At 72.6% G+C, this 26,911-nt stretch carries 21 protein-coding genes and 1 pseudogene; 15 read left to right on the top strand and 7 right to left on the bottom strand.

What is annotated here, in order from left to right; genetic code table 11:
- Positions 1-11 precede the first annotated feature (11 nt).
- Together ACZ5DS_RS21700 and ACZ5DS_RS21705 are read left to right on the top strand one after the other, a co-directional pair.
- Positions 12-1,117 (top strand): annotated as a pseudogene (locus ACZ5DS_RS21700) (MFS transporter); the annotation flags it as partial.
- 74 nt (positions 1,118-1,191) lie between these two features.
- A complete protein-coding gene (locus tag ACZ5DS_RS21705; protein WP_468240942.1) occupies positions 1,192-1,689 on the top strand; it encodes a methyltransferase family protein in 498 nt (165 codons plus the stop codon).
- Positions 1,690-2,007: 318 nt separating this feature from the next.
- Here the strand turns inward: ACZ5DS_RS21705 and ACZ5DS_RS21710 are convergent, their stop codons facing one another.
- Positions 2,008-2,442, bottom strand: a complete 435-nt coding sequence (locus tag ACZ5DS_RS21710) for a protease inhibitor (protein ID WP_468240944.1) — start codon at positions 2,440-2,442, stop codon at positions 2,008-2,010.
- A 323-nt stretch (positions 2,443-2,765) separates the two neighbouring features.
- Between ACZ5DS_RS21710 and ACZ5DS_RS21715 the strand changes: the two genes are divergently transcribed.
- From ACZ5DS_RS21715 to ACZ5DS_RS21730, 4 genes are all read left to right on the top strand, one after another.
- Positions 2,766-3,329, top strand: coding sequence for a hypothetical protein (locus tag ACZ5DS_RS21715; protein WP_468240947.1), 564 nt, complete (start codon positions 2,766-2,768; stop codon positions 3,327-3,329).
- 156 nt (positions 3,330-3,485) lie between these two features.
- The gene (locus tag ACZ5DS_RS21720; protein WP_468240949.1) at positions 3,486-5,078 is read left to right on the top strand and encodes a purine-cytosine permease family protein; all 1,593 of its coding nucleotides are present in this window, start codon (positions 3,486-3,488) and stop codon (positions 5,076-5,078) included.
- Positions 5,078-5,749, top strand: a complete 672-nt coding sequence (locus tag ACZ5DS_RS21725) for a cyclase family protein (RefSeq protein ID WP_468240952.1) — start codon at positions 5,078-5,080, stop codon at positions 5,747-5,749. The genes ACZ5DS_RS21720 and ACZ5DS_RS21725 overlap by 1 nt, the downstream gene beginning before the upstream one ends.
- Positions 5,750-5,834: 85 nt before the next feature.
- A complete protein-coding gene (locus ACZ5DS_RS21730; RefSeq protein WP_468240955.1) occupies positions 5,835-7,004 on the top strand; it encodes a lactate 2-monooxygenase in 1,170 nt (389 codons plus the stop codon).
- A gap of 49 nt (positions 7,005-7,053) precedes the next feature.
- On the opposite strand, the gene ACZ5DS_RS21735 is transcribed toward ACZ5DS_RS21730, so the two are convergent.
- From ACZ5DS_RS21735 to ACZ5DS_RS21745, 3 genes are all read right to left on the bottom strand, one after another.
- Positions 7,054-8,730, bottom strand: coding sequence for an RICIN domain-containing protein (locus ACZ5DS_RS21735; RefSeq protein ID WP_468240957.1), 1,677 nt, complete (start codon positions 8,728-8,730; stop codon positions 7,054-7,056).
- Between the two features lie 416 nt (positions 8,731-9,146).
- On the bottom strand, positions 9,147-9,524 hold the full coding sequence (locus tag ACZ5DS_RS21740) for a toxin Doc (protein WP_468240959.1): 378 nt from the start codon (positions 9,522-9,524) through the stop codon (positions 9,147-9,149).
- Positions 9,525-9,527: 3 nt separating this feature from the next.
- On the bottom strand, positions 9,528-9,767 hold the full coding sequence (locus ACZ5DS_RS21745) for a hypothetical protein (protein WP_225829764.1): 240 nt from the start codon (positions 9,765-9,767) through the stop codon (positions 9,528-9,530).
- A 162-nt stretch (positions 9,768-9,929) separates the two neighbouring features.
- On the opposite strand from ACZ5DS_RS21745, the gene ACZ5DS_RS21750 reads away from it, so the two are divergent.
- The 3 genes from ACZ5DS_RS21750 to ACZ5DS_RS21760 all read left to right on the top strand — a co-directional run bounded on the left by ACZ5DS_RS21750 (position 9,930) and on the right by ACZ5DS_RS21760 (position 12,895).
- Positions 9,930-10,439, top strand: coding sequence for a methylated-DNA--[protein]-cysteine S-methyltransferase (locus ACZ5DS_RS21750; RefSeq protein ID WP_468240963.1), 510 nt, complete (start codon positions 9,930-9,932; stop codon positions 10,437-10,439).
- Between the two features lie 13 nt (positions 10,440-10,452).
- On the top strand, positions 10,453-11,169 hold the full coding sequence (locus tag ACZ5DS_RS21755) for a 2OG-Fe(II) oxygenase (protein ID WP_468240966.1): 717 nt from the start codon (positions 10,453-10,455) through the stop codon (positions 11,167-11,169).
- Between the two features lie 97 nt (positions 11,170-11,266).
- Entirely contained in the window at positions 11,267-12,895 is a 1,629-nt protein-coding gene (locus ACZ5DS_RS21760; RefSeq protein WP_468240968.1) for a multicopper oxidase family protein, read from the top strand.
- A 7-nt stretch (positions 12,896-12,902) separates the two neighbouring features.
- Here ACZ5DS_RS21760 and ACZ5DS_RS21765 read toward each other — a convergent pair whose 3' ends face one another.
- Positions 12,903-15,989 carry a glycoside hydrolase family 2 TIM barrel-domain containing protein gene (locus ACZ5DS_RS21765; protein ID WP_468240971.1) on the bottom strand — a complete coding sequence of 1,029 codons (3,087 nt, stop codon included), beginning with the start codon at positions 15,987-15,989 and terminating at the stop codon, positions 12,903-12,905.
- Positions 15,990-16,254: 265 nt separating this feature from the next.
- Here ACZ5DS_RS21765 and ACZ5DS_RS21770 point away from each other — a divergent pair, with 265 nt between their 5' ends.
- Complete coding sequence (locus ACZ5DS_RS21770; RefSeq protein WP_468240974.1) at positions 16,255-18,636, top strand: SpoIIE family protein phosphatase; 2,382 nt, start codon at positions 16,255-16,257, stop codon at positions 18,634-18,636.
- On the opposite strand, the gene ACZ5DS_RS21775 is transcribed toward ACZ5DS_RS21770, so the two are convergent.
- Positions 18,630-19,178, bottom strand: a complete 549-nt coding sequence (locus tag ACZ5DS_RS21775) for an RNA polymerase sigma factor (protein WP_468240976.1) — start codon at positions 19,176-19,178, stop codon at positions 18,630-18,632. The two genes, ACZ5DS_RS21770 and ACZ5DS_RS21775, sit on opposite strands and share 7 nt — an antisense overlap.
- Positions 19,179-19,225: 47 nt before the next feature.
- Between ACZ5DS_RS21775 and ACZ5DS_RS21780 the strand changes: the two genes are divergently transcribed.
- The 5 genes from ACZ5DS_RS21780 (at position 19,226) to ACZ5DS_RS21800 (ending at position 24,986) form a co-directional block, all read left to right on the top strand.
- A complete protein-coding gene (locus tag ACZ5DS_RS21780) occupies positions 19,226-20,614 on the top strand; it encodes a serine/threonine-protein kinase (RefSeq protein WP_468240979.1) in 1,389 nt (462 codons plus the stop codon).
- A gap of 179 nt (positions 20,615-20,793) precedes the next feature.
- Positions 20,794-21,483 carry a DUF4232 domain-containing protein gene (locus ACZ5DS_RS21785; protein ID WP_468240982.1) on the top strand — a complete coding sequence of 230 codons (690 nt, stop codon included), beginning with the start codon at positions 20,794-20,796 and terminating at the stop codon, positions 21,481-21,483.
- 230 nt (positions 21,484-21,713) lie between these two features.
- Positions 21,714-22,955, top strand: a complete 1,242-nt coding sequence (locus tag ACZ5DS_RS21790) for a polysaccharide deacetylase family protein (RefSeq protein ID WP_468240985.1) — start codon at positions 21,714-21,716, stop codon at positions 22,953-22,955.
- A gap of 61 nt (positions 22,956-23,016) precedes the next feature.
- Positions 23,017-24,282, top strand: a complete 1,266-nt coding sequence (locus ACZ5DS_RS21795; protein ID WP_468241283.1) for an arsenic transporter — start codon at positions 23,017-23,019, stop codon at positions 24,280-24,282.
- A 215-nt stretch (positions 24,283-24,497) separates the two neighbouring features.
- Positions 24,498-24,986 carry a universal stress protein gene (locus ACZ5DS_RS21800; RefSeq protein ID WP_468240988.1) on the top strand — a complete coding sequence of 163 codons (489 nt, stop codon included), beginning with the start codon at positions 24,498-24,500 and terminating at the stop codon, positions 24,984-24,986.
- Positions 24,987-24,999: 13 nt separating this feature from the next.
- On the opposite strand, the gene ACZ5DS_RS21805 is transcribed toward ACZ5DS_RS21800, so the two are convergent.
- Entirely contained in the window at positions 25,000-26,844 is a 1,845-nt protein-coding gene (locus tag ACZ5DS_RS21805; protein ID WP_468240990.1) for an RICIN domain-containing protein, read from the bottom strand.
- Positions 26,845-26,911 lie beyond the last annotated feature (67 nt).

A 26,911-nucleotide genomic window follows, 5' to 3' on the forward strand; every position in this document is an offset into this window, starting at 1 on the left:
GAAAGTGGCACGTGAACATCGCACTGCCCTCCGCCCAGGCCGACCTCGGCTTCTCCGACGGCAGCCGGCTGGGGGTCCCCCCACGCCCTTAAGGCGGTGGGGGAGGATCGTGACCGCCTACGCGCTCGCCTTCGCCTCGCTGCTGCTCCTCGGCGGCCGGATCGCCGACCTGTTCGGCCGCAAGCCCGCCTTCCTCGTCGGCATCGTCGGCTTCGCCGCGGCTTCCGGGCTCGGCGGTGCGGCGAACGGCTTCACCATGCTGGTCGTCGCCCGCGCCCTGCAGGGCGCCTTCGGCGCGCTGCTCGCTCCGGCCGCGCTGTCGCTGCTCAACACCACGTGTACGTCAACGTGGCCATCGCGGTCGCCGCCTTCGCCGGCGGCTGGGCGCTGCTCGGCAACCACCGCGACGCCGCGAACGCCAAGCCGGACGTGCCGGGCACGGTCCTGGTCGCCTCCGGTCTGTTCTCGCTGGTGTACGGCTTCTACAACGCCGAGACGCACGACTGGGATTCGCCGCTCACCTGGGGCTTCCTGATCGCGGGCGGACTGTTGCTGGCGGCGTTCGCCGGGTGGCAGACCCGGGCCGCGCACCCGCTGCTGCCGCTGCTGCCGCTGCGCATCCTGCTCGACCGCGACCGGGGCGCCTCGTTCCTCGCGGTGCTGATCACCGGCGCGGGCATGTTCGGCGTCTTCCTCTTCCTGACCTACTACCTCCAGCTCAACCTCGGCTTCAGCCCCACCAAGACGGGTGTGGCCTTCCTGCCGATGGTCGGCGCGCTGATGGTGACCGCGCAGGTGGGCACCACGGTCCTGCTGCCCCGGATCGGCCCGAAGGCGGTCATCCCGCTGGGCTTCGCGATCGCCACGGCCGGCCTGGCCCGGCTGACCGGCATCGGCCTCGGATCCGCCTGCGTCAGCGCGGTGCTGCCGCAGTTGATCGTGATCGGCGTGGGCCTCGGCCTGGTCATGCCGAACGCCATGCAGTTGGCCACCGGCGGGGTCGCGGCCGCCTTCTGGCGGTCGGCGGGCTTCTTCGCCGCGGGCACGGTCATCGCGTTCCTACCGGCGCGGGGTGCCGCAGCAGGACGCGGGCGCCGCACCGGTCGTGCACATGTGACAACCACGCCTTCCGGGCCGAGGGGCCGCCGTCAGCAGGGAGACGGCGGCTCCTCCCGGTGCCATGGTGGAGGTATGCGCAAGGCGAGCGCGTTGCTCGGCAGCGCCTTGTTCCTCGTCCTCATCTCGGGCAGCGTGTCCGTACTGGTGCCCTGGTGGCTGACGGGCGGCTGGCAGGCCGGGGACTGGTGGCTGCCGCTGCGCCTGATCGGACTGCTGCCCCTGGTCGCCGGGGCGGCGGTCATCCTGGACGCCTTCACCCGGTTCGCTCTGGAGGGCCTCGGCACCCCGTCACCGGTGGCGCCGCCCGAGCGGCTGGTGGTGAACGGGCCGTACAGGTACGTACGCAATCCCGTCTACATCGCGGTCGTCGCCGTGCTCTGCGGCCAGGCCCTGCTGCTCGCCCGCCCGGTGCTGTTCGGCTACGCCGCCGCTATCGGGGTACTGACCTGGACCTTCGTACGCTGGTCCGAGGAGCCGGAGCTGGTGCGCCGGTTCGGCGCCGAGTACGAGCGCTACCGGCGGGCGGTGCCGGCCTGGCGGCCGCGCCGCACCCCCTGGCGGGACGCCTGAGAGAGCGTCGGCGGGGCGGTCGCGGCGGACCGTCGCAACAGTCCGTGCACCCCCGGCCGCGAGGGCCGTCACCCCTGGTGGAACACGAGTCACCTGTGCGTGGCATGGGCACCTGTTGAAACCGCTTGTTTTTCGCCGCTCCCCGGGACAGGCCCCCCACGGGCCCGCCCGGGGGGCGGCATGGTGCCCGGAAGCCGGCGGGTGGCCCCACTCCGCCCGTCGACTCCGGTGCGAGATCGCTGGTTCCCCGTTCCAGGGGCCGCACTCCCCAGTTGCGGGCCTGATCCGGCGATACGGGGGACCGCGCGATCCCGGTCTCTAGAACGCGAAGACGCTGCTGTTCAGCGCGTCCTTCACGCAGGTGTTGCCGAACGTGCGCTCGTACGAGACGCGCTTGCCCTGCCAGACGCCCTGGACCGTGACGACCACGGGGTCGTACAGCTTGGTGCACCAGACGTCGTCCCGGGCCTTGAGCTCCCCGAAGTCACCGCCGATGCCGCGCAGTTCGGCGCAGGCAAGGGCCGCGGCCGGGTGGGTGCCGGAGGCCGTCGGGGCACAGTTCAGAGTGACGGCGCGCTCCGGAGTGGCCGTCGCCGCGTTGTCGCCGTGGCCGGTGGTCAGCACCAGCGCCGAGGGGGCGTAGAGCGACGACGGGGCGGCGCCCGGTGCAGCGACGGCGTCCCCGGTGAGGGGTACGCAGACGGCAGCGGCCGTGAGGCCGAGGGCCGCTGCCCAGCGCGCGGTGTTCCGCATTGTGTGCATCCTTCCGCTCGAATAGACGGTGCTCGCTCCGGACCGGTGGGCACCGGAACGGCGAGCGACACTCTGCCGAGTCCGCCGTCGAAACACACATCGACCCCACAGATTTCAGTAACCTTGCGTGTTGAAACAGTGGCGTGAAGTTACGGAATTCGAACATGACAACCGCTCAACTGAGCGGTTCTTGATCGCTGAGAGCGTTTGCATGGCCGAAAAGCACCGCCTCGTTAATAGGCCTGAAACATTCCGGCTCCGCCCTCGGTGAACCCCGTCGTGACGCCTTGTGTTCATGAACTGGTCGACGTAATGCTGATTACATGATTACAGCGGAGCAGAAAGAGAAGCTGCGCGGCTGGTTCGCCGGCCGGCTGCCCGACGATCTCTTCGTGGACCTGGTCGACGTGACCGCCGACCGCGAGGAGATCACCGTGATCGGGCGCATCCCGGAGCCCCGGCTCGCCGAGGGCGCCTCGGACGCCGAGCGGGAGGCCGCCGTAGGGGCCCGGATCCAGGAGTTCCGGGAGCGCACCCGCGAGACCCGGATGGAGGTGGCCCGCGAGGCCGAGCACCTCTTCCGCCGGAAGGTGTCCTGGGGCGTGGCGTGCGGTGCGGAGCGCGCCCTGTTCACGCATGTCGCCGCGCCGGTGATGACCCGGCTGCGGCAGCCCGAGCGTCAGGTGCTGGACACCCTCATCGCAGGAGGCGTCGCGCGCAGCCGCAGTGACGCGCTCGCCTGGTGCGTGCGTCTGGTGCAGCGTCACGCCGACGACTGGCTGACCGAGTTGCGGGAGTCCCTGGAGCACGTCCAGCGGGTACGGGCGCAGGGACCGGACAGCGAGGAGGTGGCCGATTCCTCCACCGGCGACGCCGAGGATGGATGAATCGTCCTCTGGCAGGGGTCTCGGCCCGGGCCGTACCGTCGGCAGACCCCTCCGGGACGGCCTCCGCCCGCGTCGCACACCCCTGCGGCTGCGACGGTCGTCCGCCACCGCCGCGCCACGAAGCGCTCCATCGCCGCATTCCCGCTGGAGCCCGCCTTGACCCCTCAGTCCCCCGAGTCCCCCGAGTCCGCCGCCGCGCCGCCGTCCCTCACCGAGGTCGAGCCCTACGGCGTCGAGCGCATCCCCGACGCGGACCGCACCGCGACCCCGCTCGACCTGTTCCGGGTCGCGTTCGGCGGCGCCAACACCTTCTCCACCTGTGTCCTCGGCGCATTCCCGATCCTGTTCGGGCTCTCCTTCCGGCAGGGGCTCGCGGCCACCCTCCTGGGTGTCGTCGCGGGCGCGCTGATCCTGTGCCCGATGGCCGTGTACGGGCCGGTCAACGGCACCAACAACGCCGTGTCGTCGTCCGCGCACCTGGGCGTGCACGGCCGGGTCGTCGGGTCGTTCCTGTCCCTGCTGACCGCCGTCGCGTTCTTCTCCCTCTCGGTGTGGAGCTCGGGCGACGCCCTGGTCGGCGGCGCGCACCGGCTGTTCGGCCTGGAGCGCAGCACCCCGTCGTACGTCGTCGCATACGCCCTGTTCGCGGGGTTGGTTCTAGCGGTGTGCGTCTACGGCTTCCGGTTCATGCTCTTCGTCAACAAGATCGCCGTGACCTCGGCGACCGTGCTGTTCCTGCTCGGCGCGTTCGCCTTCGCCGGTGACTTCGACCCGTCGTACGCCGGTGTGTTCACGGCCTCGGCGGACGCGGCGACCAAGTCGCTGTTCTGGCCGTCGTTCATAGGCGCGGCTCTGATCGTGCTGTCCAACCCGGTGTCGTTCGGGGCGTTCCTCGGCGACTGGTCGCGCTACATCCCGGCCGGCACCCCGCGCCGCAAGGTGGTCGGTGCCGCGTTCCTCTCCCAGATCGCGACCCTGCTGCCGTTCGTCTTCGGCCTCGCGACCGCGAGCATCATCGCGACGAAGGCGCCGAAGTACGTCGACCCGGCCGCACCCGACTTCGTGGGCGGACTGCTGGCGATCTCGCCGAGCTGGTTCTTCCTGCCGGTGTGTCTGCTGGCGCTGATCGGCGGCATGTCGACGGGCACCACCTCGCTGTACGGCACCGGCCTGGACTTCTCCTCGGTGTTCCCGAAGCTGTCCCGGGTGCAGGCGACGGTGCTGGTCGGCGTGTTGTCCATCGCGTTCATCTTCATCGGCCGGTTCGGCCTGGACCTCGTGCAGTCGATCTCGACGTTCGCCACGATGATCATCACCTGCACCACGCCGTGGATGGTCGTCATGATGCTCGGCTTCTACACCCGCCGCGGCTGGTACGACCCGGACGCCCTCCAGGTCTTCAACCGCCGTCAGCGCGGCGGCCGTTACTGGTTCGCGCACGGCTGGAACTGGCGCGGCATGACCGCCTGGTGGGTGGCCGCGGTGGTCGGCGTCCTGTTCACCGACATCCCGGGCCAGTTCGTCGGGCCGCTGGGCGACCTGGCGAACGGAGTCGACATCAGCCTGCCGCTGTCGCTCGCGGTGGCCGCCGTCCTGTTCCTGACCCTGCTGCGGCTGTTCCCCGAGCCCCGGGCGGCCTACGGGCCGGAGGGTGCGCGACTGGCCCGTACCGTCGAGGCGCCGGTGCCGCCGATCACCGGTCCCGGTGCCGGCGAGGTGGCCCCCGTCGCGGTCGCCGAGGCCGGATGATGCCGGGCTGGCTCGACCTGTCGGTGCCCGTCGTCACCGGGATGCCCGTGTATCCCGGCGACCCGGAGGTCACGGTCTCCCCCGCCCTGCGGGCCCCGGCCGACGGCGTCAACGTCCTGAATCTGCACCTGGGTTCGCAGTCCGGCACCCACGTCGACGCGCCGTACCACGTCGACGACGCCTGGCCCCGCCTGGACGAGCTGCCGCTGGACCGGTTCGCCGGGCCGGCGGTCGTGGCCGACGTCGGGGGACTGCCCGCCCGGTCGCCGATCACGCCGGCCCTGCTCGCCCCGGCGCTCGACACCCTCGCGGCGACACCCGGCGCGCTGCTGCTGCTCGTCACCGGCTGGTCGGCGCACTGGGGCACGGACGCCTACCTCGACCACCCCTGGCTGACCCCGCAGGCAGCCCGGGCCGTGGTGGGGGCGAGCGTGCGCACGGTGGCCGTCGACGCGCTCAGCGTCGACCCCACGCACCGACCGGGCGATCCGCAGGCCGATGCCGGGCTGCCGGCCCACCGTGCGCTGTGCGGCGCCGGCGCGGTGATCGCCGAGAACCTCACCGGTCTGGAGCAACTGGTGGGCGCGGAGGCGGTGGAGGTGTTCCTGTTTCCGCTGCGGCTGCCCGGGGCGGACGGTGCTCCCGTGCGGGCGGTCGCGCGCGTGGGCTGACGGAATCCCTGCTGGACGGACCCGCACTTACCCGCGAGTATCGTCGGCGCGGCGCAGGCTCGACGACGAGAGGCGGGACGTGCGGATGGCGAAGCACTGGGCGGACTTCCAGTACGAGATCTATCTGAACGGGATGGCGGGGACCGTGCCCCGGCTCCCCACCGATCTGACCCGGCTGGAGGAGCTGGCCGAACATCGGCTCGGACCCGGCCCGGTGGGCTATGTGGCGGGGAGTGCCGGTGACGGCAGCACCGCGCGCGCCAACCGGGCGGCCCTCGCCCGGCGCCGGATCGTGCCGCGCATGCTCAGGGACGTGCACGAGCGCGACTTGTCGGTGGAGGTGCTGGGGCGCGCCCTGCCGGCGCCGCTGGCGCTGGCTCCGGTGGGGACCATTTCGATCATGCATCCGGACGCCGAGTCCGCCGTCGGCCGGGCCGCCGCCGCGCAGGGCGTTCCGTACGTCCTGTCCTCGGCGGCCAGCACGCCGATGGAGCAGGTGGCGGAGGCGATGGGGGACGGCGAGCGGTGGTTCCAGCTGTACTGGGGCAAGGACCGCGAGGTGACCCGGAGTTTCCTCGCCCGCGCGAAGGCCGCCGGGTTCACCGTGCTGGTCGTCACGCTGGACACGCCGATGCTGGCGTGGCGGCCGCGCGATCTGGACCAGGCCTATCTGCCGTTCCTGCACGGGGTGGGCACCGCCAACTACTTCACCGACCCGGCCTTCCAGGCGGGCCTGGCCAAGCCCGTGCACGAGGATCCCGACGCGGCGGTGCAGCACTTCCTCGGCCTGTTCGGGGACGCCGGCCACACCTGGCCGGACCTGGCCTTCCTGCGCGAGCACTGGGACGGTCCGATCGTCCTCAAGGGGATCCTGCACCCGGACGACGCCCGGCTCGCCGCGGACGCCGGGATGGACGGGGTGGTGGTCTCCAACCACGGAGGCCGGCAGGTGGCCGGTTCCGTCGCGGCGGCCGATGCGCTGCCCCGGGTCGCGGACGCGGTCGGCGACCGGCTCACGGTGCTGTTCGACAGCGGGGTGCGCACCGGCGACGACGTGTTCAAGGCCCTCGCCCTCGGCGCCCGCGCGGTGCTGCTCGGCCGGCCCTACGTGTACGGGCTCGGCCTGGACGGGCAGGCGGGCGTGGAGCACGTAGTCCGCTGTGTACTCGCGGAGTTGGACCTCACGCTCGCCCTGTCCGGCCACCCCACACCGGAGACGGTGACAGCCGACGACCTCGTCGAGGCACCCGCCTGACAAGCCGGGCGCCCCGCCGTCGGGCGACGGCGGGACACACCGAGAGCAGCTACGTGACCGTCACCCGCAGCCGGGCCGGTCGGGCGGACGGTCCGTCGCTGCCGGCTATCGACAGGGAGCCGGGGCTCGCCGACGGTCCGTCGGTCAGCCAGCGCTGGCCGGTGGAGCGGTCCCGGACCTTGACGACGATGTCGGCGCCCGCGTTCTGACCGGTGGTGGCGAGCGCCAGCGTCTCGTCCCAGCGGGGGAGGAACTCGCCCTGTGCGGTGAGGTCGTAGCGCACGTCGTCGCCGCGCTTCGTGCCCGCGTCGGCGCAGGTGCCGAGGATGACGACACCGGCGTCGGCGTGCGAGTCCAGGCACAGCCCCGGGCCGGCCGCGCTGCGCAGCAGCCCGTCGGAGTCGTACGTCCACTGCTGTGTCGGTGCCGACGAGCAGGCGGCGAGCACCACGTTCGACCCGGCCGCGGGCTTGCCCTTGACGTCCAGGCACAGGTCGGTGGCGGCGTTGTGCAGCCGGGCGGGCCGGCCGGTCGAGGGCAGGCCCGCCGTGCCGGGTGCGGTGGCGGAGGCGGGCGGGGACGGGGCGTCGGTGCCGGGGGCGGCTCCCCTGGAGGCGACCGGGTCGGTGCCGTCGCCGTCGTGCGGCCACACGCTGATCGCGAGGACGGTCGCGAGGAGTCCGGCCGAGGCGACGCCGACTCCGGTGAGCAGTGTCCTGGACGCCCAGCCGCCGGGCGCGCGGCGGCTGGGCGCCAGGGTCCCGGGCTCCGCGTCGCCCCGCCGGCGTCCGCCGGGCATCGGGACCCTGCCCAGCAGCCCGGGCCCGCCGCCGCGTCTGCGGCCGCCGGAGCGCCGGGAGGTGCTGCGGGTGCGCGCGGGGCCGCCCGGCCGGCTGCGGCCGGGACGCGACTCCAGGTACCGGCGGGCGCCCCAGCCGAGGACCGCTTCGGCGAGCAGCACGCCGAGTCCGCCCTCGATCCGGCCCAGTTGCTCGGCGGCGTGCCGGCAGTAGGGGCAGGCGGCGAGGTGCTGCTGCACGTCCGGCAGCAGCGCGCCGCCGCGACGGATCGGCACGTCGAGGAGGCGGTTGTAGTGGCGGCAGGCGCTACTCGGCGCGAGTTCCCGGTGCGCGCGGACGCAGCCTTCCCGGAATTTCTCGCGGGCCTGTTCGAGTGCGACCGCAGCACTGTCGATGTCGACACCGAGCAGCCCCGCGGGGACGTTTATCGGTTCGGCCTCGACCTCGGCGTGCCACAGCAACGTCTGTTCGAGTAGGGGAAGGTTATGGAAAGAACGTTCGGAGAGGGCGCGGTTTTCCGGTATCAGGGACTTCGCAGCACGCATAGCGCGGCCCCCGGCGGGTTTCTCGAGGCCCGGCAGTACGGCGGTTATCCGGTCCGTGGCGGACCAGTTCACGACGGTGTCCCGGACGGCCACCAGCAGGCGGGGCCGGAGCGCCTCGGCCGGTTCGCCGAGCGCGAGGCGGTCGAGGATCTGGTGGAAGGCGGTGGCGGTGACCATGTGGGCGAGGGGTCCGGGCGCGGCCAGGCAGATGACCGCGTACTCCTGCGCCGGCTGCCAGTGCCGGGTCATCAGCAGGGCGGCCGAGCGGGAGGCCTCCGCGTCGGAACCGGCCCGCAGGGGCGCGGCGAGGGACTCGTCGGACTCCCCTGGTTCGCCCCCGGGGGGCGGGTAGGGAGGACGAGGAGGGTGGGGGGTGGGCACTGAGCGGATTCCTTTGTGCGTATCGTGCGTTGCTGCCGATCTCAGGGATGTGCGCACGGGGAGCGGGAATTCTCCGGTGCCGTACCGGACGGGTTCCCCAACTACCGGAAGAATCGCGGTGATTACTCCCCGCACGAGTGTTTCAACCCTTGCACACGTTCCACACACGCAACAAGGCGCTCGTACGACATCGACAGGTTTGAAAGAAAGTCAGAATTCGGCCGGTGTCCCCGGTCCCGTACGGAAGCTTTCGGCTTTCTCTGCGCCCCGTGTGAAGGGCGCGCACCCACCGGCCCGGCACGCACGCTACCGGGGCGCGCGCCCCGGTAGTGGACTGCGCAGCGGGCCGCCGGCCCCGTTCCTCCCGTCCTCGGCCGGCGGCCTTGAGGCGGCTTCCCTCACCGACCGGGGCGGTGTCAGATCTGCCAGGAGCGGAGCCGGTCGGCCGCGTCGTACACGTCGGCCTTGCCGGAGATGAGGTCGCGGGCGAGGTCGACCAGGGCGCCGTAGGGCGGGTCGATGCCGACGCCGCTGACGAACATGTACGCCACGGCGGTCGCGCAGGCGAAGCGGGCGTTGGCCGCGGGCAGCGGCTTGAGCAGGGCGAGGGTGTGCAGCAGGGCGGCGGCCCGCCAGGCGGGGTCGGAGTCCACGCCGAGCCGGGGCGGGTCGACGCGATGCCGGGCGACAGCGGCGACGAGCGCGGAGAAGTCGTCGACCGTGGGCTGGTCGGGCAGGACCTCCTCGTGGCGCTGGAGCAGCCACGGCACATCGATATGGATGACGGAGGGCATCGCTCAGGCGGCCTCGCCCTTGGCGGGGGGCTCGTCGTCGGGGAACGCGGCCGCGAACTCCTCGGCGTGGGCGGTGAAGAAGCTCCGGAAGGCCTCCGCACCCTCCTGCAGCGCGCGGTGCCGGGCGATGTCGGCGGCGGCGGCCTCGCGCACGAGGGCCTTCATCGACGTACCCCGCTCCTTGGCGATCTGCCGCAGGTCCTCTAGTTCGCGTTCGCTGAACTCCACGTTGAGAGCTGGCATGCCCTCACGGTACCGCCCCGGTACTCACCCGTAAATATTCCCAGGTCAAGCACCTTTTGGCGCGGTACCTGGGCAGGGTCAGAGCGATGTCCGTTTTCCGCCGGTGACCCGGCGCCGGACGCAGCAGACTCGACATCGAGCACCGAACGTCAGGAGACCCCGATGACCAGGCACACCGTCCACACCACCTGCCCGAGCCCGCTCGGCGAACTGCTGCTGACCGGCGAGGAGTCCGGCGGCACCCTCACTCTCACGTCCCTGTCCCTGCCGGGGCAACGCGGCGCGCCCGCCGTCCGCCCCGAGGACCGCGAGGACCGGGCGTTCGCCGAGGTACGCCGCCTGCTGGACGCGTACTTCGACGGCCGCCCCACCCGCTTCTCCGTGCCGCTCGCCCCGGTCGGCACCCCGTTCCAGCTGCGGGTGTGGCAGGCCCTGGAGGACATTCCGTACGGCACCACGATCAGCTACGGCGAGCTGGCCGCGCGGCTGGGCGTGCCCCGGGCCGAGATCCGCTCGGTGGGCGCGGCCCTCGGCGCCAACCCCCTGCTGCTGGTGCGCCCCTGCCACCGGGTGATCGGCGCGGACGGCTCGATGCGCGGGTACGCGGGCGGGGTGGAGCGCAAGGTGTGGCTGCTCACGCACGAAGGCGCACTGCAGCCGACGCTGGTGTGAAGAGGGAGGAGTCATGCATCTCGCCGAGGCCCGCCGCCGCGTGGCCGGTACCGACTGGGGCGCGCTGGCGGCCGAGTTGGACGAGTACGGCAGCGCGCCAACAGGCCGGTTGCTCACCCCGGAGGAGTGCGCCGATCTGGCGGCCCTGTACGACAAGCCGGAGCTGTTCCGCACCACCGTCGATCTCGCCCGGCACCGGTTCGGCTCCGGCGAGTACCGCTACTTCACGCACGACCTGCCCGCCCCGGTGGCAGCGCTGCGGGCCGCCCTCTACGCGTGTCTGCTTCCCGTCGCCCGGGGGTGGGCGGAGCATCTGGGCCGTCCGGCGCCCTGGCCGGACTCCCTGGGCGAGTGGCTGGAGCGCTGCCACGCCGCCGGCCAGGACCGTTCGGCGCAGATCCTGCTCCGCTACGGTCCGGGCGACTGGAACGCCCTGCACCGGGACGTGTTCGGTGAGCTGGTCTTCCCGCTCCAGGTCGTGATCGCGCTGGACGCCTACGGCACGGACTACACCGGAGGCGAGTTCCTCATGGTCGAGCAACGGCCGCGCGCCCAGTCTCGCGGCACCGCGACCGCCCTGCTACAGGGGCACGGTCTGGTGTTCACGACCCGCGAGCGGCCCGTGCGCACCCGCCGCGGCTGGTCGGCCGGCGCGATGCGGCACGGGGTGAGCACCGTACGGTCCGGCCGCAGGCGCACCCTGGGGCTGGTGTTCCACGACGCCGCCTGAAAACGGCCGGGCCGCACGGCCTTGTGACACCCGACATCATCAGACGCGCCGCCGCAGTTCCCAGACATAACAGAGCAAAACGTGTCTTATTTCATTCATGCACACACCTTCGCGGCGTACCCTGCTTCGAGCCCCGATCGCTGTCGGCGGTGCGGGACTGCTGGCTGCCTGCACCGACTCCGGCTCCCACCACCGCTCCGGCCCGCACGGCGCGGCGGCCGCTCAGGGGGACTTCGTTCCCCCAGGGCCCAAGGGGTATGTCGACCCGTCGGGTCCGGAGGTCCGTGCCGTCGAGCGCAAACGCGGCTCCGGCCCGGTGCACATGCTGAAGCTGACCGCCGCCGAGACCACGCTGGACCTGGGCGGGCGACAGGTGCGGACGTGGGCCTACCATGAGCAGCTGCCCGGGCCGCTGGTGCGCCTCACCGCCGGTGACGTCCTCAGCCTCACCCTTGCCAATCGGCTGCCGGCCACCACCACGCTGCACTCCCACGGCGTGCGCATGCGCTGCGACATGGACGGCGTGCCGGACCTCACCCAGCGGGCCGTCGAGCCGGGCGCCGACTTCACCTACCGGTTCACCGTCGCCCATCCGGGCACCTACTTCCTCCACTCCCATGTCGGGCTCCAGCCCGACCGCGGCCTGTACGCCCCGCTCATCGTCGACGACCCCAGGGAGCCCCTCAGGTACGACAAGGAGTGGATCCTCCTCCTGGACGACTGGCTCGACGGCGTGGGCGGCTCCACCCCCGACCGGGTGCTCACCCAGCTCAAGCCGGACACGGGCATGATGGCGGGCAGCATGGCCATGGGCCCCGGAAGCGGCCGTCCCGGTCCCGGCGGAGCGGCGAGCCCGCACGCGTCGCACCCCCGCACCGCGAGCGGCCCCTCCCGCGTGCTGCGCCACTCGCACAGCCGCATGCTCCACGGGGAGGGCGGCAGCGTCGACTACCCCCTCTACCTCGCCAACGGCCGAACGCCCACTCACCCCTCGGAGTTCCGGTGCAAGCCCGGCGAGCGCATCCGGCTGCGCATCATCAACGCCGGCTCCGAAACCGCCTTCCGCGTCGCGCTGGCGGGCCACGACATGACCGTCACGCACACCGACGGCTACCCGGTGGAGCACACGAGGACCGACGCCCTCCTCATCGGCATGGCCGAGCGCTACGACGTCCTCGTCACCGCCAAGGACGGCGTCTTCCCCCTCGTCGCGCTGGCCGAGGGCAAGAAGGGCCAGGCCCTCGCCGTGCTCCGCACCGACAAGGGAAGAACCGTTCCCCCTGCCAACGTCCGCCCGGACGAGCTGGACGGCAAGGTCGTCCCCGCCCGCCGGCTCGTGCCGGCCGACTCGGTCGCCCTGGAGGACCGCGAACCCGACCGCGAGATGCGCATCAGGGTGACCGGCGACATGAAGACGTTCAGCTGGGGCTTCGACCACCAGCCCTACGACGAACGCCAGCGCCACCCGGTCCGCGCCGGTGAGCGGGTACGGCTCACCCTCATCAACGCCACCGACATGTGGCACCCGCTGCACCTGCACGGCCACACGTTCGCCATGACGGGCCTGGACGCCGTCGGCGCGCGCAAGGACACCGCCATCGTCCTCCCCCACCGCAAGCTGGTCGTGGAGTTCGACGCCGACAACCCGGGCCTGTGGATGCTCCACTGCCACAACCAGTACCACTCGGAGAGCGGCATGATGACCATCCTCGGATACCGCAAGTGAGCGCGTCTCAGACGTCCAGCCGGCTGATGCGCACCGCTCCCCGGGCCTCGCCCGGGTAGGCGCTGGTGAGCGTGAGGCGTACCCGTGAGCCGCGCACCGCGTCGAAGGTGATCACCGTCGGGCTGTCCGAGGCGGTGGCCCAGTCGACCTTCGCGCCCGTCACCGGCACGTACGCGTGGCCGTCCCACACCGCCACCCCGGCCTCGGCGGGCCGTGCGTGCGTGCCGTCGACCGTGAAGGAGACCGCGACCCGGTCGACGGTCCGGGCGCGTCCGAAGTCGACCGACACCCAGTCCTTCGCCCGGGCGCCGCTGAAGGCGGGCAGCAGGGCGGTGGCCGACTTGGTGAAGGCGTTGGACCAGCCGGTGGCCGGGTCGCCGTCCAGCATCGCGGCGGGCCGGGTGTCCTCGCGACCGGAGTAACTGGCGTCCGCGCGCGGGTAGTCGGGGGCCACCGGGTGGTCGGGCGCGAACTCGGGCGCTGCGGTGGTGACGGCGCCGCGGGCCGGTGTGGTGCGCACGCTCACCGTGCCCCTGCGCAGACCGTCCGCCCGTGCCGTGACCTCGAGGGTGCCGGGCTCACTGCCGGACCGGACGACGGCGAGGGCCTTGCCGTGGAAGGCGGTACGCGTACTGGCCTGGTAGCGCTCGGCGCTCTCCTCGCGGCCGTTGTCGAGGCCGGCCGGCGAGCCGCCGGTCACGTCGAAGGCGATGAGGTGTTCGGCGTCCGGCACGATCACACCGTGTGCGTCCACGATGTCGGCGGTGACGAAGACCAGGGAACGGCCGTCGGCGGCGAGGGAGGTGCGGTCGGCGGTCAGACGCACGGCGTGCGGGGTGCCGGCGGTGCGCAGGACGTCGGTGGCGACCACCTTGCCGTCCCGCCGGGCCACCGCCTTCAACTCGCCCGGCTGGTACGGCACGTGCCAGGTCAGGTGCAGCTTGCCCGCGCTGCCGTTGGGGCTGGTGTAACTGCCCGGGTAGGGGCCGTCGGTGAAGGTCTTGTCGTCACCGGTGGCCTCGGTGGTCTCCAGGTAGGTGCGGCCGTCGGTGGTCTGCTTGACGTCGAACTCCCGGACTCCCAGGGACCTTCCGTTGAGGAGCAGCTCCGCGGAGGGCACGTTGGCGTACGCCCAGACCTCGACCGTGTCGCCCTCCTCGTGGTTCCAGGTCATCGGCAGCAGATGGACCATCGGCTCGGCCGTCCACTGGCTCTTGAACAGGTGGTACATGTCCTTCGGGAAGCCCGCCGTGTCGACCGCGCCGAAGAAGGACGCCTTCACCGGGAAGACGTCGTACGGGGTCGGCTCGCCGATGTAGTCGATGCCCGACCACAGGAACTGTCCCGCGAACCACTTCCGGTCCCGGTCCTTCTTGTGCCCGTACTCGCCGCTCATCGTCCAGGAGGCGAGGTTGTTGTCGTAGGAGGAGGTCTCGCGCCTGCCCGGTGTGTGGTTCTCGCCGGTGTTCAGGTGCTGCGGCTCCTGGTACGCGCCCCGGGTCGAGGTCTCCGAGGAGGACTCGGACTCGAAGAGGAAGAGGTGGGGGTACTTGGCGTGCAGGGCGTCGACCGACTTGGCCGTGTTGTAGTTCAGGCCCAGGCCGTCGAGCTTGGCCAGCATGCGGTCGGCCGCCGAGCCGGTCGCGGGCACGCCGTGGTACTTGTCCGAGCCGATGACGACCGGTCGGGTGGCGTCGGCGGCCTTGATCGCGCCGATGATCCGGTCGGCCATGGCGAGCCCGGCGGTCGAGGTGGAGTCGGGTATCTCGTTGCCGATGGACCACAGGACGACGGCGGGCGAGTTGCGGGCGGCCAGCACCATCTCGGTGGCGTCCTTCTCGCACCACTCGTCGAAGAACCGGCCGTAGTCGTACCTGGTCTTCCCGGTCCGCCAGCAGTCGAAGGCCTCCACCATCATCACGATGCCCAGTTCCTCGCAGACCTGGATCATCTGCGGCGAGGGCGGGTTGTGCGAGGTGCGGAAGGCGTTGACGCCCATCGACTTCATGATCGTCATCTGCCGGCGCACGGCGTCGATGCTGATCGCCGCGCCGAGCGCGCCCTGGTCGTGGTGGAGGTCGACGCCCTTGATCTTGGCGGCGGTGCCGTTGAGGGAGAAGCCCTCGTCCGGGTCGAAGCGGTAGGTGCGGATGCCGAAGGAGGTGCGCCGGGTGTCGGTGGTGCGGCCGCCGGCGCGGAGTTCGGTGTGCAGGGTGTAGCGGTGCTCGGGCGTGGTGAAGTCCCACAGGCGGGGCTCGGGGACGGTCAGCTCGTGGGTCTCGGTGGCCTGCTCGGAGACGGCGGCCGTGGTGGACGCACGGGCGACCGTGCGGCCGTCGGGGCCGGTGATCCGGGAGCGGATCTCGACGTCCGTGCCGGTGCCGGACGCGTTGAGCACGGTGGTCGCGACCCGCACCACGGCCCGCTCGGCACCCACCTCCGGCGTGGTGACGTACGTGCCCCAGCGGGCCACGTGCACGGGCTCGGTGATCACCAGGCGGGCCTCGCGGTAGATGCCGCTGCCCGAGTACCAGCGGCTGCTCGGCAGCTGGTTCTGGACCTTGACCGCGAGGACGTTCGCGGTACTGCCGTCGGTGTGGATCAGGTCGGTGAGGTCGAGGGCGAACCCGGTGTAGCCGTAGGGGTGGCGGCCGGCCTCGGTGCCGTTGCAGTAGACGTAGGAGTCCATGTAGACGCCGTCGAACTCCACCGAGATCCGCTTGCCGGCGCAGGAGGGCGGCAGGGTGAAGGCGAGCCGGTACCAGCCGAGGCCGCCCGGGAAGAAGCCGGTGCCGCTGGTGGTGCCGTGCTCGGTCGTGGGGGTCTGCTCGATGCTCCAGTCATGGGGTACGGCGACCTCGCGCCAGGCCGAGTCGTCGTACCCCGGCTCGGCGGCGTGTGCGTAGGCGCCGGTCGGGTCGGTGATGCCGCCCGGGTCGACCAGTGCGAAGCGCCAGCCGTCCCGCAGCGGGACGGTACGGCGTCCGTACGCCCCGCCGTCCGGTTGGGCCGCGGCGTCCGGGCCGCCCAGGAGTGTTCCGGCGGCGGGCGCTGCCGTGGCTGCGACCAGAACCGATCTGCGCGTGACCGTCATGGCGGCTCTCCCTCATCAAGGCCCAGAAGTACTCACAACTGATCGCGAACAAACAGATTCTGACGGTCCGCCACACACGAACGTCAAGGGTGCGGAAGCGGGCACCTGCCCCACGGGGGACATCGGCCGGATTTCCCCCTTGACCGTGTTCGACCGGCCGTCCTGGTCGCCGGTGGTTGCGGTTCACGGACGTGCGGGACGCACTACGCTGGAACGCAAGTGATGCCACCTGTTCACTGTGAGTGTGCGCTTGGGAGCGGCGACGATGAGCCGGGTCTATCCGTTCGACGATGCGGCGACGGCCCGGGCTGTCATCGACGACGACGGCACGCTGGTGGAGTGGAACGAAGGCGCGCGGCGCCTGCTCGGCCACCCGGCGGACGCCGTCGTGGGCCGCCCCGCGGCCCGGCTGCTGGCCGGGGACGGTACCCCGCCCGTGCCCGTCGGCCCGCGCTGGGAGGGGACGGTCGCACTGCGCCACCGGGACGGCCGTACGGTCTCCGTGTGGCTGCTCGCCCACCGCCGGCCGGCGCGCGACGGCCATGGCGGCGGCTGGCTGGTGGTGAGCCCGCTGACCGGCGAGGAGCTTCCCGCGGCGGACGATCCGCTGGCTGTGGCGGGCCTCGTCCAGTCACCGTGCGCCGTCGCCGTGTACGACGCCGAACTGCGGCTGCACCGGATGAACACGGCCATGGCCGAGATCGCGGGCCTGCCCGAGGAGCGGGTGCGAGGCCTCAGGCTCACCGAGATCAGCAGCGATCCGCAGAGCGAGGAGCTGGAACAGAGCCTGCTCCGGGTGCTCACCACCGGGCAGCCACTGGATGTCCAGACCTATCTGCGTACCGGTGGCAAGGAGCGCACGCACGCCTGGCTGGCCCGGATGGCGCCGGTCACCGATGCCGAGGGGCGGGTACGGGGCGTGTGCCTGGCCGCGCACGACGTCACCGACATCCAGCGGGCCCGGCAGCGGCTGCAACTGGTGAACGAGGCGAGCGTGCGCATCGGCTCCACCCTCGACGTCGCCCGGACGGCGCAGGAGCTGGCGGACGTGTGCGTGCCCGTGCTCGCCGACTTCGTCACCATCGACCTGCTGGACCCGCAGGAGTACGGCGGCGAGCCCCCGGCCCGCCTCACGGCCCCGGTGAACCTGCGCCGGGTCGCCCACCAGTCGATCCTCAAGGGCGTTCCGGAGGCGGTGGCGGAGCCCGGGCAGATCGAGGTGTACCCGGACTTCTCCCCGCAGGCCGACTCGCTCACCGCGGGCCGCACCATCCGGACCTCGGTGGCCGCCGGCGACATGGACCAGTGGCTGGACTGGAGCACCACGCGCCTCGAGCGGGTCCGGGAGTTCGGCATCCACTCCTCGATGTCCGTGCCGATCCGGGCGCGCGGGCTGACCCTCGGCGTCGCGGTGCTCACCCGGCACCGGCGCCCGGACCCGTTCACCGACGACGACATGCTGCTGGCCGAGGAGATCACCACCCGGGCCGCCGTCTGCATCGACAACGCCCGCCGCTACTCCCGCGAGCGCGAGACCGCCCTCGCGCTCCAGCGCAGCCTGCTGCCCCGCACGCTTCCGCGCACCGCCGCCCTGGACGCCTCCTCGCGTTATCTCCCGGCGGCCCGGGCGGGGGTGGGCGGCGACTGGTTCGACGTGATCCCGCTGTCCGGGATGCGGGTCGCGATGGTCGTCGGGGACGTCGTCGGGCACGGCGTCCAGGCCTCGGCCACGATGGGCCGGCTGCGCACGGCCGTCCGCACCCTCGCCGACATCGACCTGGCCCCGGACGAGCTGCTCACCCACCTGGACGACCTGGTGGTCCGGCTGTCGGAGGAGTCCGGCGGCGACGGCAGCCCCGGCGAGGTCGGCGCCACCTGTCTGTACGCCGTCTACGACCCGGTGTCGCGGCGCTGCACGCTCGCCCGCGCGGGGCATCCGCCGCCCGTGGTGCTGGAGCCGGGCGGTGCGGCCCGCCACCTGGACCTGCCCGCCGGTCCGCCCCTGGGCCTGGGCGGCCTGCCCTTCGAGTCGGCCGAGGTGGAGCTGCCCGAGGGAACCGTCCTCGCCCTGTACACGGACGGCCTGGTCATGTCCCGGGAGCGCACCGGGGACACCGGCCGGCAGGTGCTCTTCCAGGCGCTGCGGGTGAGCGCGGGCTCCCTGGACGAGACCTGCGACCGCATCCTGCACGCCCTGCTGCCGCCGAGCGGCACCGCCGACGACGTGGCGCTGCTGCTGGCCCGCACCCGGGGGCTGGCCGCCTCCCAGGTGGCGACCTGGGACATCCCCGCCGATCCGGCGCTGGTCGCACCGATCCGCAAGCAGGTCGTGGAGCAGCTGGAGCGCTGGTCGCGGAGCGGGATCGGGTTCACGGCGGAGCTGGTGGTGAGCGAGCTGGTCACCAACGCCATCCGGTACGGCTCCCACCCGATACGGCTGCGGCTGATCCACGACCCGGCCACGCTGATCGTCGAGGTGTCCGACACCAGCCACACCGCCCCGCACCTCAGGCGCGCCAAGACCTTCGACGAGGGCGGCCGAGGGCTGCTGCTGGTCGCCCAGCTCACCCAGCGCTGGGGCAGCCGGCACACCACCGAGGGGAAGACGATCTGGGCGGAGCTGTCACTGATCGAAGAAGATCAGTAGCCCCGCAGCCAGGGCCGCACCAGTTTGCGGGCCTCGTGCAGCCTCGACTTGAGCGTGCCGAGGGGAATGCCGATGCGCTCGGCGACCTCGGCATACTCCAGCTGGCAGATGTCCCGGTAGACCAGCGGCGCCACCAGATGCGGGTGCTCGCGCTCGAGCCGGTCCAGGGCCTCCAGCAGATCGATCCGGGAGCCGGCGATGACGCTGGTGGTGCGCGGGTCGACGTGCTCGGCGGGCTCGATGACCACGGGCTGTTCGGCGGCCCGCCGCTTCAGCTCGCGGTACTTCATCCGGCAGCAGTTGGCGACGACCGTGTACAGCCAGGTGCTGAAGCGGCTGCGGCCCTCGAAGGCGGAGATGTGCCGGGCCACCTGGAGCAGCACGTCCTGGGCGGCCTCCTCGGCGTCCTCCCGGCAGGGCAGGAAGCGCCCGCAGCGGCGCACGACCTCCGGCCGCAGCTCGGTCAGCAGCCGGTCCAGGGCCGCTCGGTCGCCGGCCGCGGCACGCCGGGCGAGGTCTTCGGCCGTCACCCCGTTCTGCACGTCAGGGTCCCCCTCGGAGTCGATCTCAGGGCAGGCATGATAGTCGTATGCACTCCCTGGAGCGGATCGGCCGCTACCGCCTCGAACGACGCCTGGGCTCCGGCGCCTTCGCCACCGTATGGCTCGCACACGACGACGAGCTGGACGCCCCGGTGGCGGTGAAGGTCCTCGCCGAGAACTGGGCGCACCGGCTCGACGTCCGGGAGCGCTTCCTGTCCGAGGCGCGGCTGCTGCGCCGGGCCGGTTCCAGCCGGGTGGTGCAGGTCTACGACATCGGCGAACTGCCGGACGGCAGGCCGTACTTCGTGATGGAGTACGCCGACGGCGGCACCCTCGCCGATCTGCTGGCGGCAGGCCCGCTCCCCGTCCCCCAGGCGCTCAGGCTGACCGCGCAGGCCGCCCGGAGCGCCGCCGCGCTGCACGAGGCGGGCATCGTGCACCGCGACATCAAGCCCACCAACGTGCTGCTGCACACCGCCCCCGACGGCGGACGGCGCCTGCTGCTGGCCGACCTGGGGCTGGCCAAGAGCCTCGCGCAGGCCTCGCAGCTCACGCTGGCGGCGGGCTCGGCGGGCTATCAGCCGCCGGAGCAGGCCGAGCCGGGGGAGGGCATCGACGCCCGCGCCGACGTCTACAGCCTGGGCGCGGTCGGCTACGAGCTGGTCACCGGGACCGTGCCGGGGCCGCCCGGGAAGGTCGTACCGCCCGTGCGGCTGCGGCCGGACCTGGGCGAGGACGTGCAGCGGGCGCTGCTGCGCGCCCTGGAGCCGGACCGGGAGCGGCGCTGGCCGGGGGCGCAGGCGTTCGCGGACGAGCTGGACCGGCTGGCGGCGGCCTCCGGTGTGCGGGCCGTCAGGCGGCTCGACGGCGTCCGGGGCCGGCTCGGTACCGGGACGCTGGTGGCGGCCGCGGTGCTGGCCGCCGCGGCCGCCGCCGTCACGGTGACGCTGGTGCTCCAGCGGCCCGGCACCGCCGACCGGACGGTGGTGAAGGACTCCACCGGCCGGGTCGTCGTGCAGGTGCCGGCCGGCTGGGCCCGGCAGCTGCGCGACTCCGGCTGGGATCCGCACACGCTCGGGCTGACGGCCGGGCACGAGCCGGGCCTGGTGGTCGCCGGCGACCTGGCGCACTGGTCCGACCTGAAGGCCGCGGTCGACGGCGTGTTCGTCGGGGTCAGTGAGCACGGGGACGTGGCCGACCGGGTGAACGCCCTGGCCCACTCCGGCTGCCGCTACTCCGGCAGCCGCGCCTTCACCAGCGCCGAGTGGCGCGGCCGGATCCGGACCTGGACCGCCTGTCCGGACGGCGGTTCGGTGACCGAGTCCGCGCTCGGCCCGGCGGACGACTCCGCTCAGCCGCAGGTGTACGTACAGGTGCGCCAGCAGGGTGACGCGGACGCGACCGACGGCATACTCCGCTCGCTCCGGGTCACCTGACAGAGCGGAGCAGAACGCCGGCCGTCGCGGCGGGGAGAGATCACCGTCACCGCGGGGAAAAGAACACCGTGAGTTCCGAACTTTTCCGGTGGCCCGCGCATCGCACGTGATGGCGGCGCACCCGGCGCCGAATGCACACCTCGGCCGCGTGCCGTGACGATCCAGGAGTGTCGATCCCCATGGCCTACTCATCCCGGTCCCGGCAGCGCGGGACCCTGCTCGCGGGCGCCCTCGCCGTCCTGGGCCTCCTGACCGGCTGCGGCAGCCAGGACAGCCACTCCACACCCGAGACGGTGTCGGGCACGGCCGGTCCGGCGACCGAGGCCACGGGCGGCTCGGCCCCCAGCTCCGACTCCGCCTCCGGTGCCTCGGCCCCGGGAGGCGGAAAGTCGGCTCCCGCCCCGCAGGCGGCCTCGCCGTCGGACACGGGCACCAAGACCGGCGGCAGCAGCGCCCGCTGCCACACCTCCGAGCTGCGCGCCTCCGTCGGCCGCAACAACCCGGGCGCCGGGCAGGAGAACTTCCCCCTCGTGCTCACCAACAAGTCCGCCCGGACCTGCACCCTGCGCGGCTTTCCGGGCGCGGCCTTCGTGAACGCCTCCGGCAGCCAGCTGGGCGCGGACCCCAAGCGTTCCTCGGGCTCGGCCGTGACGGTCACGCTCCGGCCCGGACAGAGCGCCTGGGCGGGTCTGACCTTCTCCAACCCGGAGATCAGCGGTGCGAAGACGGCCGCGCCGGCCGCGCTGCTCATCACCCCGCCGGACGAGCGGGACCCGCTGAAGGTGGCGTGGACGGCCGGATCGGTCCCCGTCTCCGGCAACTCCTCCTCCGTCTTCCTGACCGTCTTCAACTCCGGCACCGGCGCCTGACCTGACGGCGCGTCCCACCAGATCCCCCCGCCAGAACCCCGCTGTCCGCCCCCCCGGGCAGCGGGGTTCGTCATGAGCGCACCGGTTCGTCATGAGCGCGCCACAACTGTCACAGGACGGCAACACGTCCCGGCCGCCGCGATCTTTCCTCGAAGTCCCCTCATCGAACCCCTCGACCGCACAGCGAGAAGGCTCCGCAGGGAGCCGTGACGAGGAAATCGGGGATGAAGATGAGCGGCATCTCACGCAGGCGTGTGCTGACGGCGGGGGCAGCTGCGGGCGCCCTCGGGGCCCTGTCCGCCTGCTCCTCCGGCACCGGACTGTCCGTCGACGGGAAGGACCCGGCGTACGGCAAGGGCACCACGCAGGGCCGGCCGGTGAAGCCCATCGGCGACGGGTCCACCGCCGACACCGGCGCGCAGCCGCACCAGCCGACGCCGACCCGGCTGAAGCCGGGCCAGAAGCCCCCGCAGTTCGTGGTGTTCTCCTGGGACGGCGCCGGAGAGCTGAGCAACAAGCTGTTCTCCCGGTTCCGCAAGGTCGCGACCGACCACGGCGCGAAGATGACGTTCTTCCTGAGCGGCATCTACACGCTGCCGGAGTCCAAGAAGAGCCTGTACCGTCCGCCGCAGCACGCGGTCGGCGCCTCCGACATCGGCTACCTCGCCGACCGGCACATCCACGCGACGATTCAGCAGGTGCGGGCCGCCTGGCTGGAGGGCCACGAGATCGGCACCCACTTCAACGGGCACTTCTGCGGCGCGAACGGCGTGCGCAAGTGGTCGCCCGCCGAGTGGCGCAGCGAGATAGACCAGGCCGTCGACTTCGTCACCAAGTGGAAGACGAACACCGGCTTCACCGACCTGGACCCGCTGCCGTTCGACTACCGCAAGGAGCTGATCGGCGGCCGCACCCCCTGTCTGGAGGGCCAGGCCAATCTGCTGCCCACCGCGGCCGAGCTCGGCTGGAAGTACGACGCCAGCTCCCCCGGCGGGCTGCAGATCTGGCCGGGCAAGGTGCAGGGCGGCCGGATCTGGGACTTCCCGCTGCAGTCGATACCGTTTTCCGGCCATTCCTTCCAGGTGCTGTCGATGGACTACAACCTGATGTTCAACCAGTCCGGCGGGAACCCCCTGGGCGACCGTGCCCAGTACGACGCCTGGCGCGCGCAGGCCCGGGACACCTATCTGAACGGGTTCCGGCGGGCGTACGAGAGCAACCGCGCCCCCTTCTTCGTCGGCAACCACTTCGAGCGCTGGAACGGCGGCATCTACATGGACGCCGTCGAGGAGGCGATCGGCAAGATGGCGGAGTACGACGACGTGCGGTTCGTGTCCTTCAAGCAGCTCGTGGCCTGGCTGGAGGCCCAGGACACGGCCGTACTGCGCAAGCTGCGCACGCTGGTGCCGGGTCAGGCTCCCGTGGGCGGCTGGGAGGAGTTCCTGGGCGCGGCGGGCACCCGGTCCTCGTAGTCCGTGCCCGGTCGTTTGTTTTCATGGGCGGGCACCACCTGATCGATCCGGAGGACCCGCCCTGAACACCCCGCTCGCCGAGGCCCTGTCGGCTGTTCTGCTCGTCGCCGTGCTCGCCTGGGCCGTCGTACGGCCCTTCGGGTGGCCGGAGGCGGTGCTGGCTGTCCCGGCGGCCGGGATCGCGATCGCCACCGGAGCCATCTCGCCGGACCACGCCCGCGCCGAGGCGGAACGGCTCGGGCCGGTGGTGGGGTTCCTGGCGGCGGTGCTGGTGCTCGCCCATTTCTGCGCTGTGGAGGGGCTGTTCCAGGCGTGCGGGGCGTGGATGGCCCGCTGGGCCGAGGGCCGTCCCGGGCGGCTGCTGACCGCGGTGTTCGCACTCGCGTCGGCGATCACGGCCGTGCTGAGCCTGGATGCCACGATCGTGCTGCTCACCCCGGTCGTCTTCGCGACCGCCGCACGGTCGGGCGTCCGGCCGAAACCGCACGTGTACGCCTGCACCCATCTGTCGAACACGGCTTCACTGCTGCTGCCCGTGTCCAACCTGACGAACCTGCTCGCCTTCGCGGCGAGCGGGCTGAGCTTCACCCGGTTCGCGGCGCTGATGGCCCTGCCCTGGCTGGTGGCGATCGGCGCCGAGTACCTGGTGTTCCGGCGGTTCTTCGCCGGGGACCTCGCGGCGGCCGCCCCGCTGGGCGGGGACACCAGGGCGGCGCCGCGGCTGCCGCTATTCGCGCTGGCGACCGTGGGCGCCACGCTCGCGGGGTTCGTGGTGGCGTCGGCGTTCGGGGTGGACCCGGCGTGGGTGGCCACGGCGGGGGCACTGGTGCTGGCCGGGCGGGCGCTGGTGCGCCGGAAGGCGAGCCCCGTCACGGTCGTCCGTGCGGCGGCACCGGCCTTCCTGGCGTTCGTGCTCGCGCTGGGCATCGTGGTGCGTGCGGTCGTCGACAACGGGCTGGCGGACGCGCTCGGGCACGTCCTGCCCGGCGGCACGGGGCTGCCCGCGCTGCTCGGGATCACCGCGCTGGCCGCCGTCCTCGCGAACCTGATCAACAACCTGCCGGCGGTGCTGGTGCTGCTGCCGCTCGCCGCTCCCGAGGGTTCCGGCGCGGTGCTGGCGGTGCTGCTCGGGGTGAACATCGGCCCGAACCTGACCTACGCCGGGTCGCTGGCCACCCTGCTGTGGCGGCGGATCGTGCAGCAGCACGAGCACGACGTGGACCTCGGGGAGTTCACCCGGCTCGGCCTGATCGCCGTGCCCTCGGCGCTGGCCGCGTCGGTGGTGGCACTGTGGGGGTCGCTGCAGTTGCTCCGAGGGATTCCGTGAGAGCCTGTGTCATATCCCCGGTCGGATCAGCGCGCGGCGTCTGGTGCGTGCGATCGCAAGGCGCCGGAGCGCCCTCGTGGCGGAGCCACGTGGGTGGTTCGGCAACGCGGCTGGGGGTCCCCCCACGCCCTTAAGGCAGTGGGGGAGTGCGTGCCAGGCGTCGCGCGCCCGGCCGGGGATATGACACAGGCTCTGAGCCGAGGGAGGCCGGCCGGATGCATGTGATCGCCTGGCTCGTCGAGGGCACCTGGCCCGCCTGCGTGGACGCCGTCCGCACGCACGCCCCGCACACCTCCGAGGTGGTGCTGCTGCATGTGACCGGCCCGGACGTGCCCGGGGTGGCGCACGGCGCGTACGCGGGCCTCCTCGGCCGGGGCCATCGCGAACACGACCCGGGCGACCGGCTGGAGGCACTCGGTGAGAGTTCGGCGGTGCGGCTCCTGGCCGCGGCGGCCGAGCGGCTGGGACGGCCGTGTCTCCAGGAGGAGCGGATGGGGCGCGTCGAACGGGAGGTGGTGGCCGCCGCCGACGGGGCCGATCTGCTGGTGCTCGCCCGGGACGGCGACCGCTCCCGGCTCGGGCCGCGCAGCCTGGGCCCGGCCGTCCGGTTCGCCGTCGACCACGCGCCCTGCCCGGTCCTGCTGGTGTGGCCCGAACCGGCCCCGGGCCTCGGGACGATCCCTCCCCCGCCGCTCCACCACTGAGCCCGTGGGCGGCTCAGCGGTGGCGCCGCCCGCCGCCGTACCCGCCGCCGTCCCAGGTGCAGTAGTCCGGGTAGGCCGAGCAGAAGTCGAGGGTGGCGGAACTCGTCGGCGTGGGGCTGGACTTGGATGCCGTAGGGGTCGGGCTCGGCGAAGGCGTCCTGGAGGCCTTGGGAGTGACCGTCGCCGACGGGGACGGCGTGGGCGACGGGGTGTCGTCCGTGTCCCAGTTGACGATCTCCATCTGGAGGTCCGGCTTGGCGGTGTCGATGGTCCAGCGCTGGGCGGAGGCCACGGCGCGGTTCTTGAGGACGAGGGCGCCGGAGCCGTCGGTCGCGGCGGGCGTCAGCGCCAGGTCCTGGTCCGAGCGCGGGACCAGGGCGCCCTGGAGGGTGAAGTCGTAGCGGATGTCCTTGGCGGCCCTGCCGGTGGCCGAGCAGGGGGCGAGCCGGACCGAGTAGCCGAGGTGGGAGTCCAGGCACAGGTCCGGGGCCGAGGCGTTGCGCAGCAGTCCGTCGGTCTCGTACGACCACTGCTGGGTCGCCGCCGAGGAGCAGGTGGTGAGTTCGGTCTCGGCGCCCTTGACCGCTTTGTTGCCGACGACGCCCACGCACAGGCCCGAGGCGAGGTTGTGCAGCCGGCCGCGCAGCGCGCCCCGGGTGGTCCCGTGGGCGCCGGCCCAGGACGGACCCGGCGTCGCGGAGTCCTTGCCCGGCGTCCGGGAGGGCGAGCTGCCGGGGGCCGGGGCCCGGTCGTCGCCGGAGCCCAGCACCGACCACAGGACCAGCGGGAGGACGACCAGGCCGCTCACCGTGGCGACGGCGAGGGCCAGGTTGCGGCGGCGGGCGCGGCGGGCGGCCCGGTGCGTGGAACGACGCGACGGGCCGGGTATGCCGGAGGCGGCCGACCGGGCTGCCGGCGAGGCTGTCGGCGGCACGGGGGGCATGGGCGGTGCGGCGGGGAAGAAGGCCTCGCCGCCCGTGGGGGCGAAGGGGGCCGGTGCAGGTTCCGGGACCGTGGTCTCCTCGGCGCGGGCCGCCCGGGACTCCACATAGGCGTGGGCGCCCCAGCCGAGGACCGCCTCGGCGAGCGCGAGGCCCAGCCCGGCGTTGAACTGGGCGAGCTGGTCGGCGGTCTGCATGCAGTGCCGGCACCCGTTCAGGTGCTGCTGCAGATCGGGGTCGACGGCGAACCCGCCGCGCCGGAAGGTCACGTCCAGCATGCGCTGATAGCGCCGGCACTCGGTCTCGGGGGCGAGTTCCCGGTGGGCCTGGAGGCATTCCTCGCGCAGCCGTTCGCGGGCGCGGCGGAGTTCGATGCGGGTCTCCTCCTCGTCCAGGCCCAGCAGCGCGGCGGGGACGGCGAGGGGTTCGGACTCGACCTCGGTGTGCCACAGCACGGCGCGCGCGGACTGGGGCAGCCGCTGGAACGCTCGGGACAGCAGTCGCCGGCCGGACGGCGGGAGCAGCCGGGCGGCCGCACGCTCCCCGCTGCCGGTGCCCTGCCGCAGCGCGGGGTGGAGCAGTTCCTGGCGGCCGTCGCCGTCCCACTCGGCCGCGATCCGGCGGACGGTGACGAGCAGGTTGGGTCGCCAGGCGGCGGACGGGCCCGCCTGTCTGAGGGACTCGCCGAACAGCCGGGTGAACGTGGCGGTGGTGAGCATGCCGGCGGCTCGCGGTCCGTCGGTGCACAACCGGGCGTAGGCGAAGGCCGCTTCCCAGTGCCGGTCCAGGAGTTCACCGACCGGATGGAGCGAGGGTGTCGTTCCCGTCCACCGCTTCAGTTCGGCGCTGAGTTGCTCGTCCGAGACATCGAACCGGCGGGCGTTGGGGGCGGAATCCGACGAGCCTGCGTCATTCACGGCTGCATTCCTCCGGGCGCGACACGGGAATTAGTCCATACCAAGAGGTATGGCGGTATTCGGCATC

It is taken from the genome of Streptomyces sp. NPDC031100 (assembly GCF_055570785.1).

Bases quoted from the DNA above. Each gene is read 5' to 3' on its own strand.
- ACZ5DS_RS21705 (WP_468240942.1), top strand. From the start codon at position 1,192: ATGCGCAAGGCGAGCGCGTTGCTCGGCAGCGCCTTGTTCCTCGTCCTC.
- ACZ5DS_RS21710 (WP_468240944.1), bottom strand. From the start codon at position 2,442: ATGCGGAACACCGCGCGCTGGGCAGCGGCCCTCGGCCTCACGGCCGCT.
- ACZ5DS_RS21715 (WP_468240947.1), top strand. From the start codon at position 2,766: ATGATTACAGCGGAGCAGAAAGAGAAGCTGCGCGGCTGGTTCGCCGGC.
- ACZ5DS_RS21725 (WP_468240952.1), top strand. From the start codon at position 5,078: ATGCCGGGCTGGCTCGACCTGTCGGTGCCCGTCGTCACCGGGATGCCC.
- ACZ5DS_RS21730 (WP_468240955.1), top strand. From the start codon at position 5,835: ATGGCGAAGCACTGGGCGGACTTCCAGTACGAGATCTATCTGAACGGG.
- ACZ5DS_RS21740 (WP_468240959.1), bottom strand. From the start codon at position 9,524: ATGCCCTCCGTCATCCATATCGATGTGCCGTGGCTGCTCCAGCGCCAC.
- ACZ5DS_RS21745 (WP_225829764.1), bottom strand. From the start codon at position 9,767: ATGCCAGCTCTCAACGTGGAGTTCAGCGAACGCGAACTAGAGGACCTG.
- ACZ5DS_RS21750 (WP_468240963.1), top strand. From the start codon at position 9,930: ATGACCAGGCACACCGTCCACACCACCTGCCCGAGCCCGCTCGGCGAA.
- ACZ5DS_RS21755 (WP_468240966.1), top strand. From the start codon at position 10,453: ATGCATCTCGCCGAGGCCCGCCGCCGCGTGGCCGGTACCGACTGGGGC.
- ACZ5DS_RS21760 (WP_468240968.1), top strand. From the start codon at position 11,267: ATGCACACACCTTCGCGGCGTACCCTGCTTCGAGCCCCGATCGCTGTC.
- ACZ5DS_RS21765 (WP_468240971.1), bottom strand. From the start codon at position 15,989: ATGACGGTCACGCGCAGATCGGTTCTGGTCGCAGCCACGGCAGCGCCC.
- ACZ5DS_RS21770 (WP_468240974.1), top strand. From the start codon at position 16,255: ATGAGCCGGGTCTATCCGTTCGACGATGCGGCGACGGCCCGGGCTGTC.
- ACZ5DS_RS21780 (WP_468240979.1), top strand. From the start codon at position 19,226: ATGCACTCCCTGGAGCGGATCGGCCGCTACCGCCTCGAACGACGCCTG.
- ACZ5DS_RS21785 (WP_468240982.1), top strand. From the start codon at position 20,794: ATGGCCTACTCATCCCGGTCCCGGCAGCGCGGGACCCTGCTCGCGGGC.
- ACZ5DS_RS21790 (WP_468240985.1), top strand. From the start codon at position 21,714: ATGAGCGGCATCTCACGCAGGCGTGTGCTGACGGCGGGGGCAGCTGCG.
- ACZ5DS_RS21800 (WP_468240988.1), top strand. From the start codon at position 24,498: ATGCATGTGATCGCCTGGCTCGTCGAGGGCACCTGGCCCGCCTGCGTG.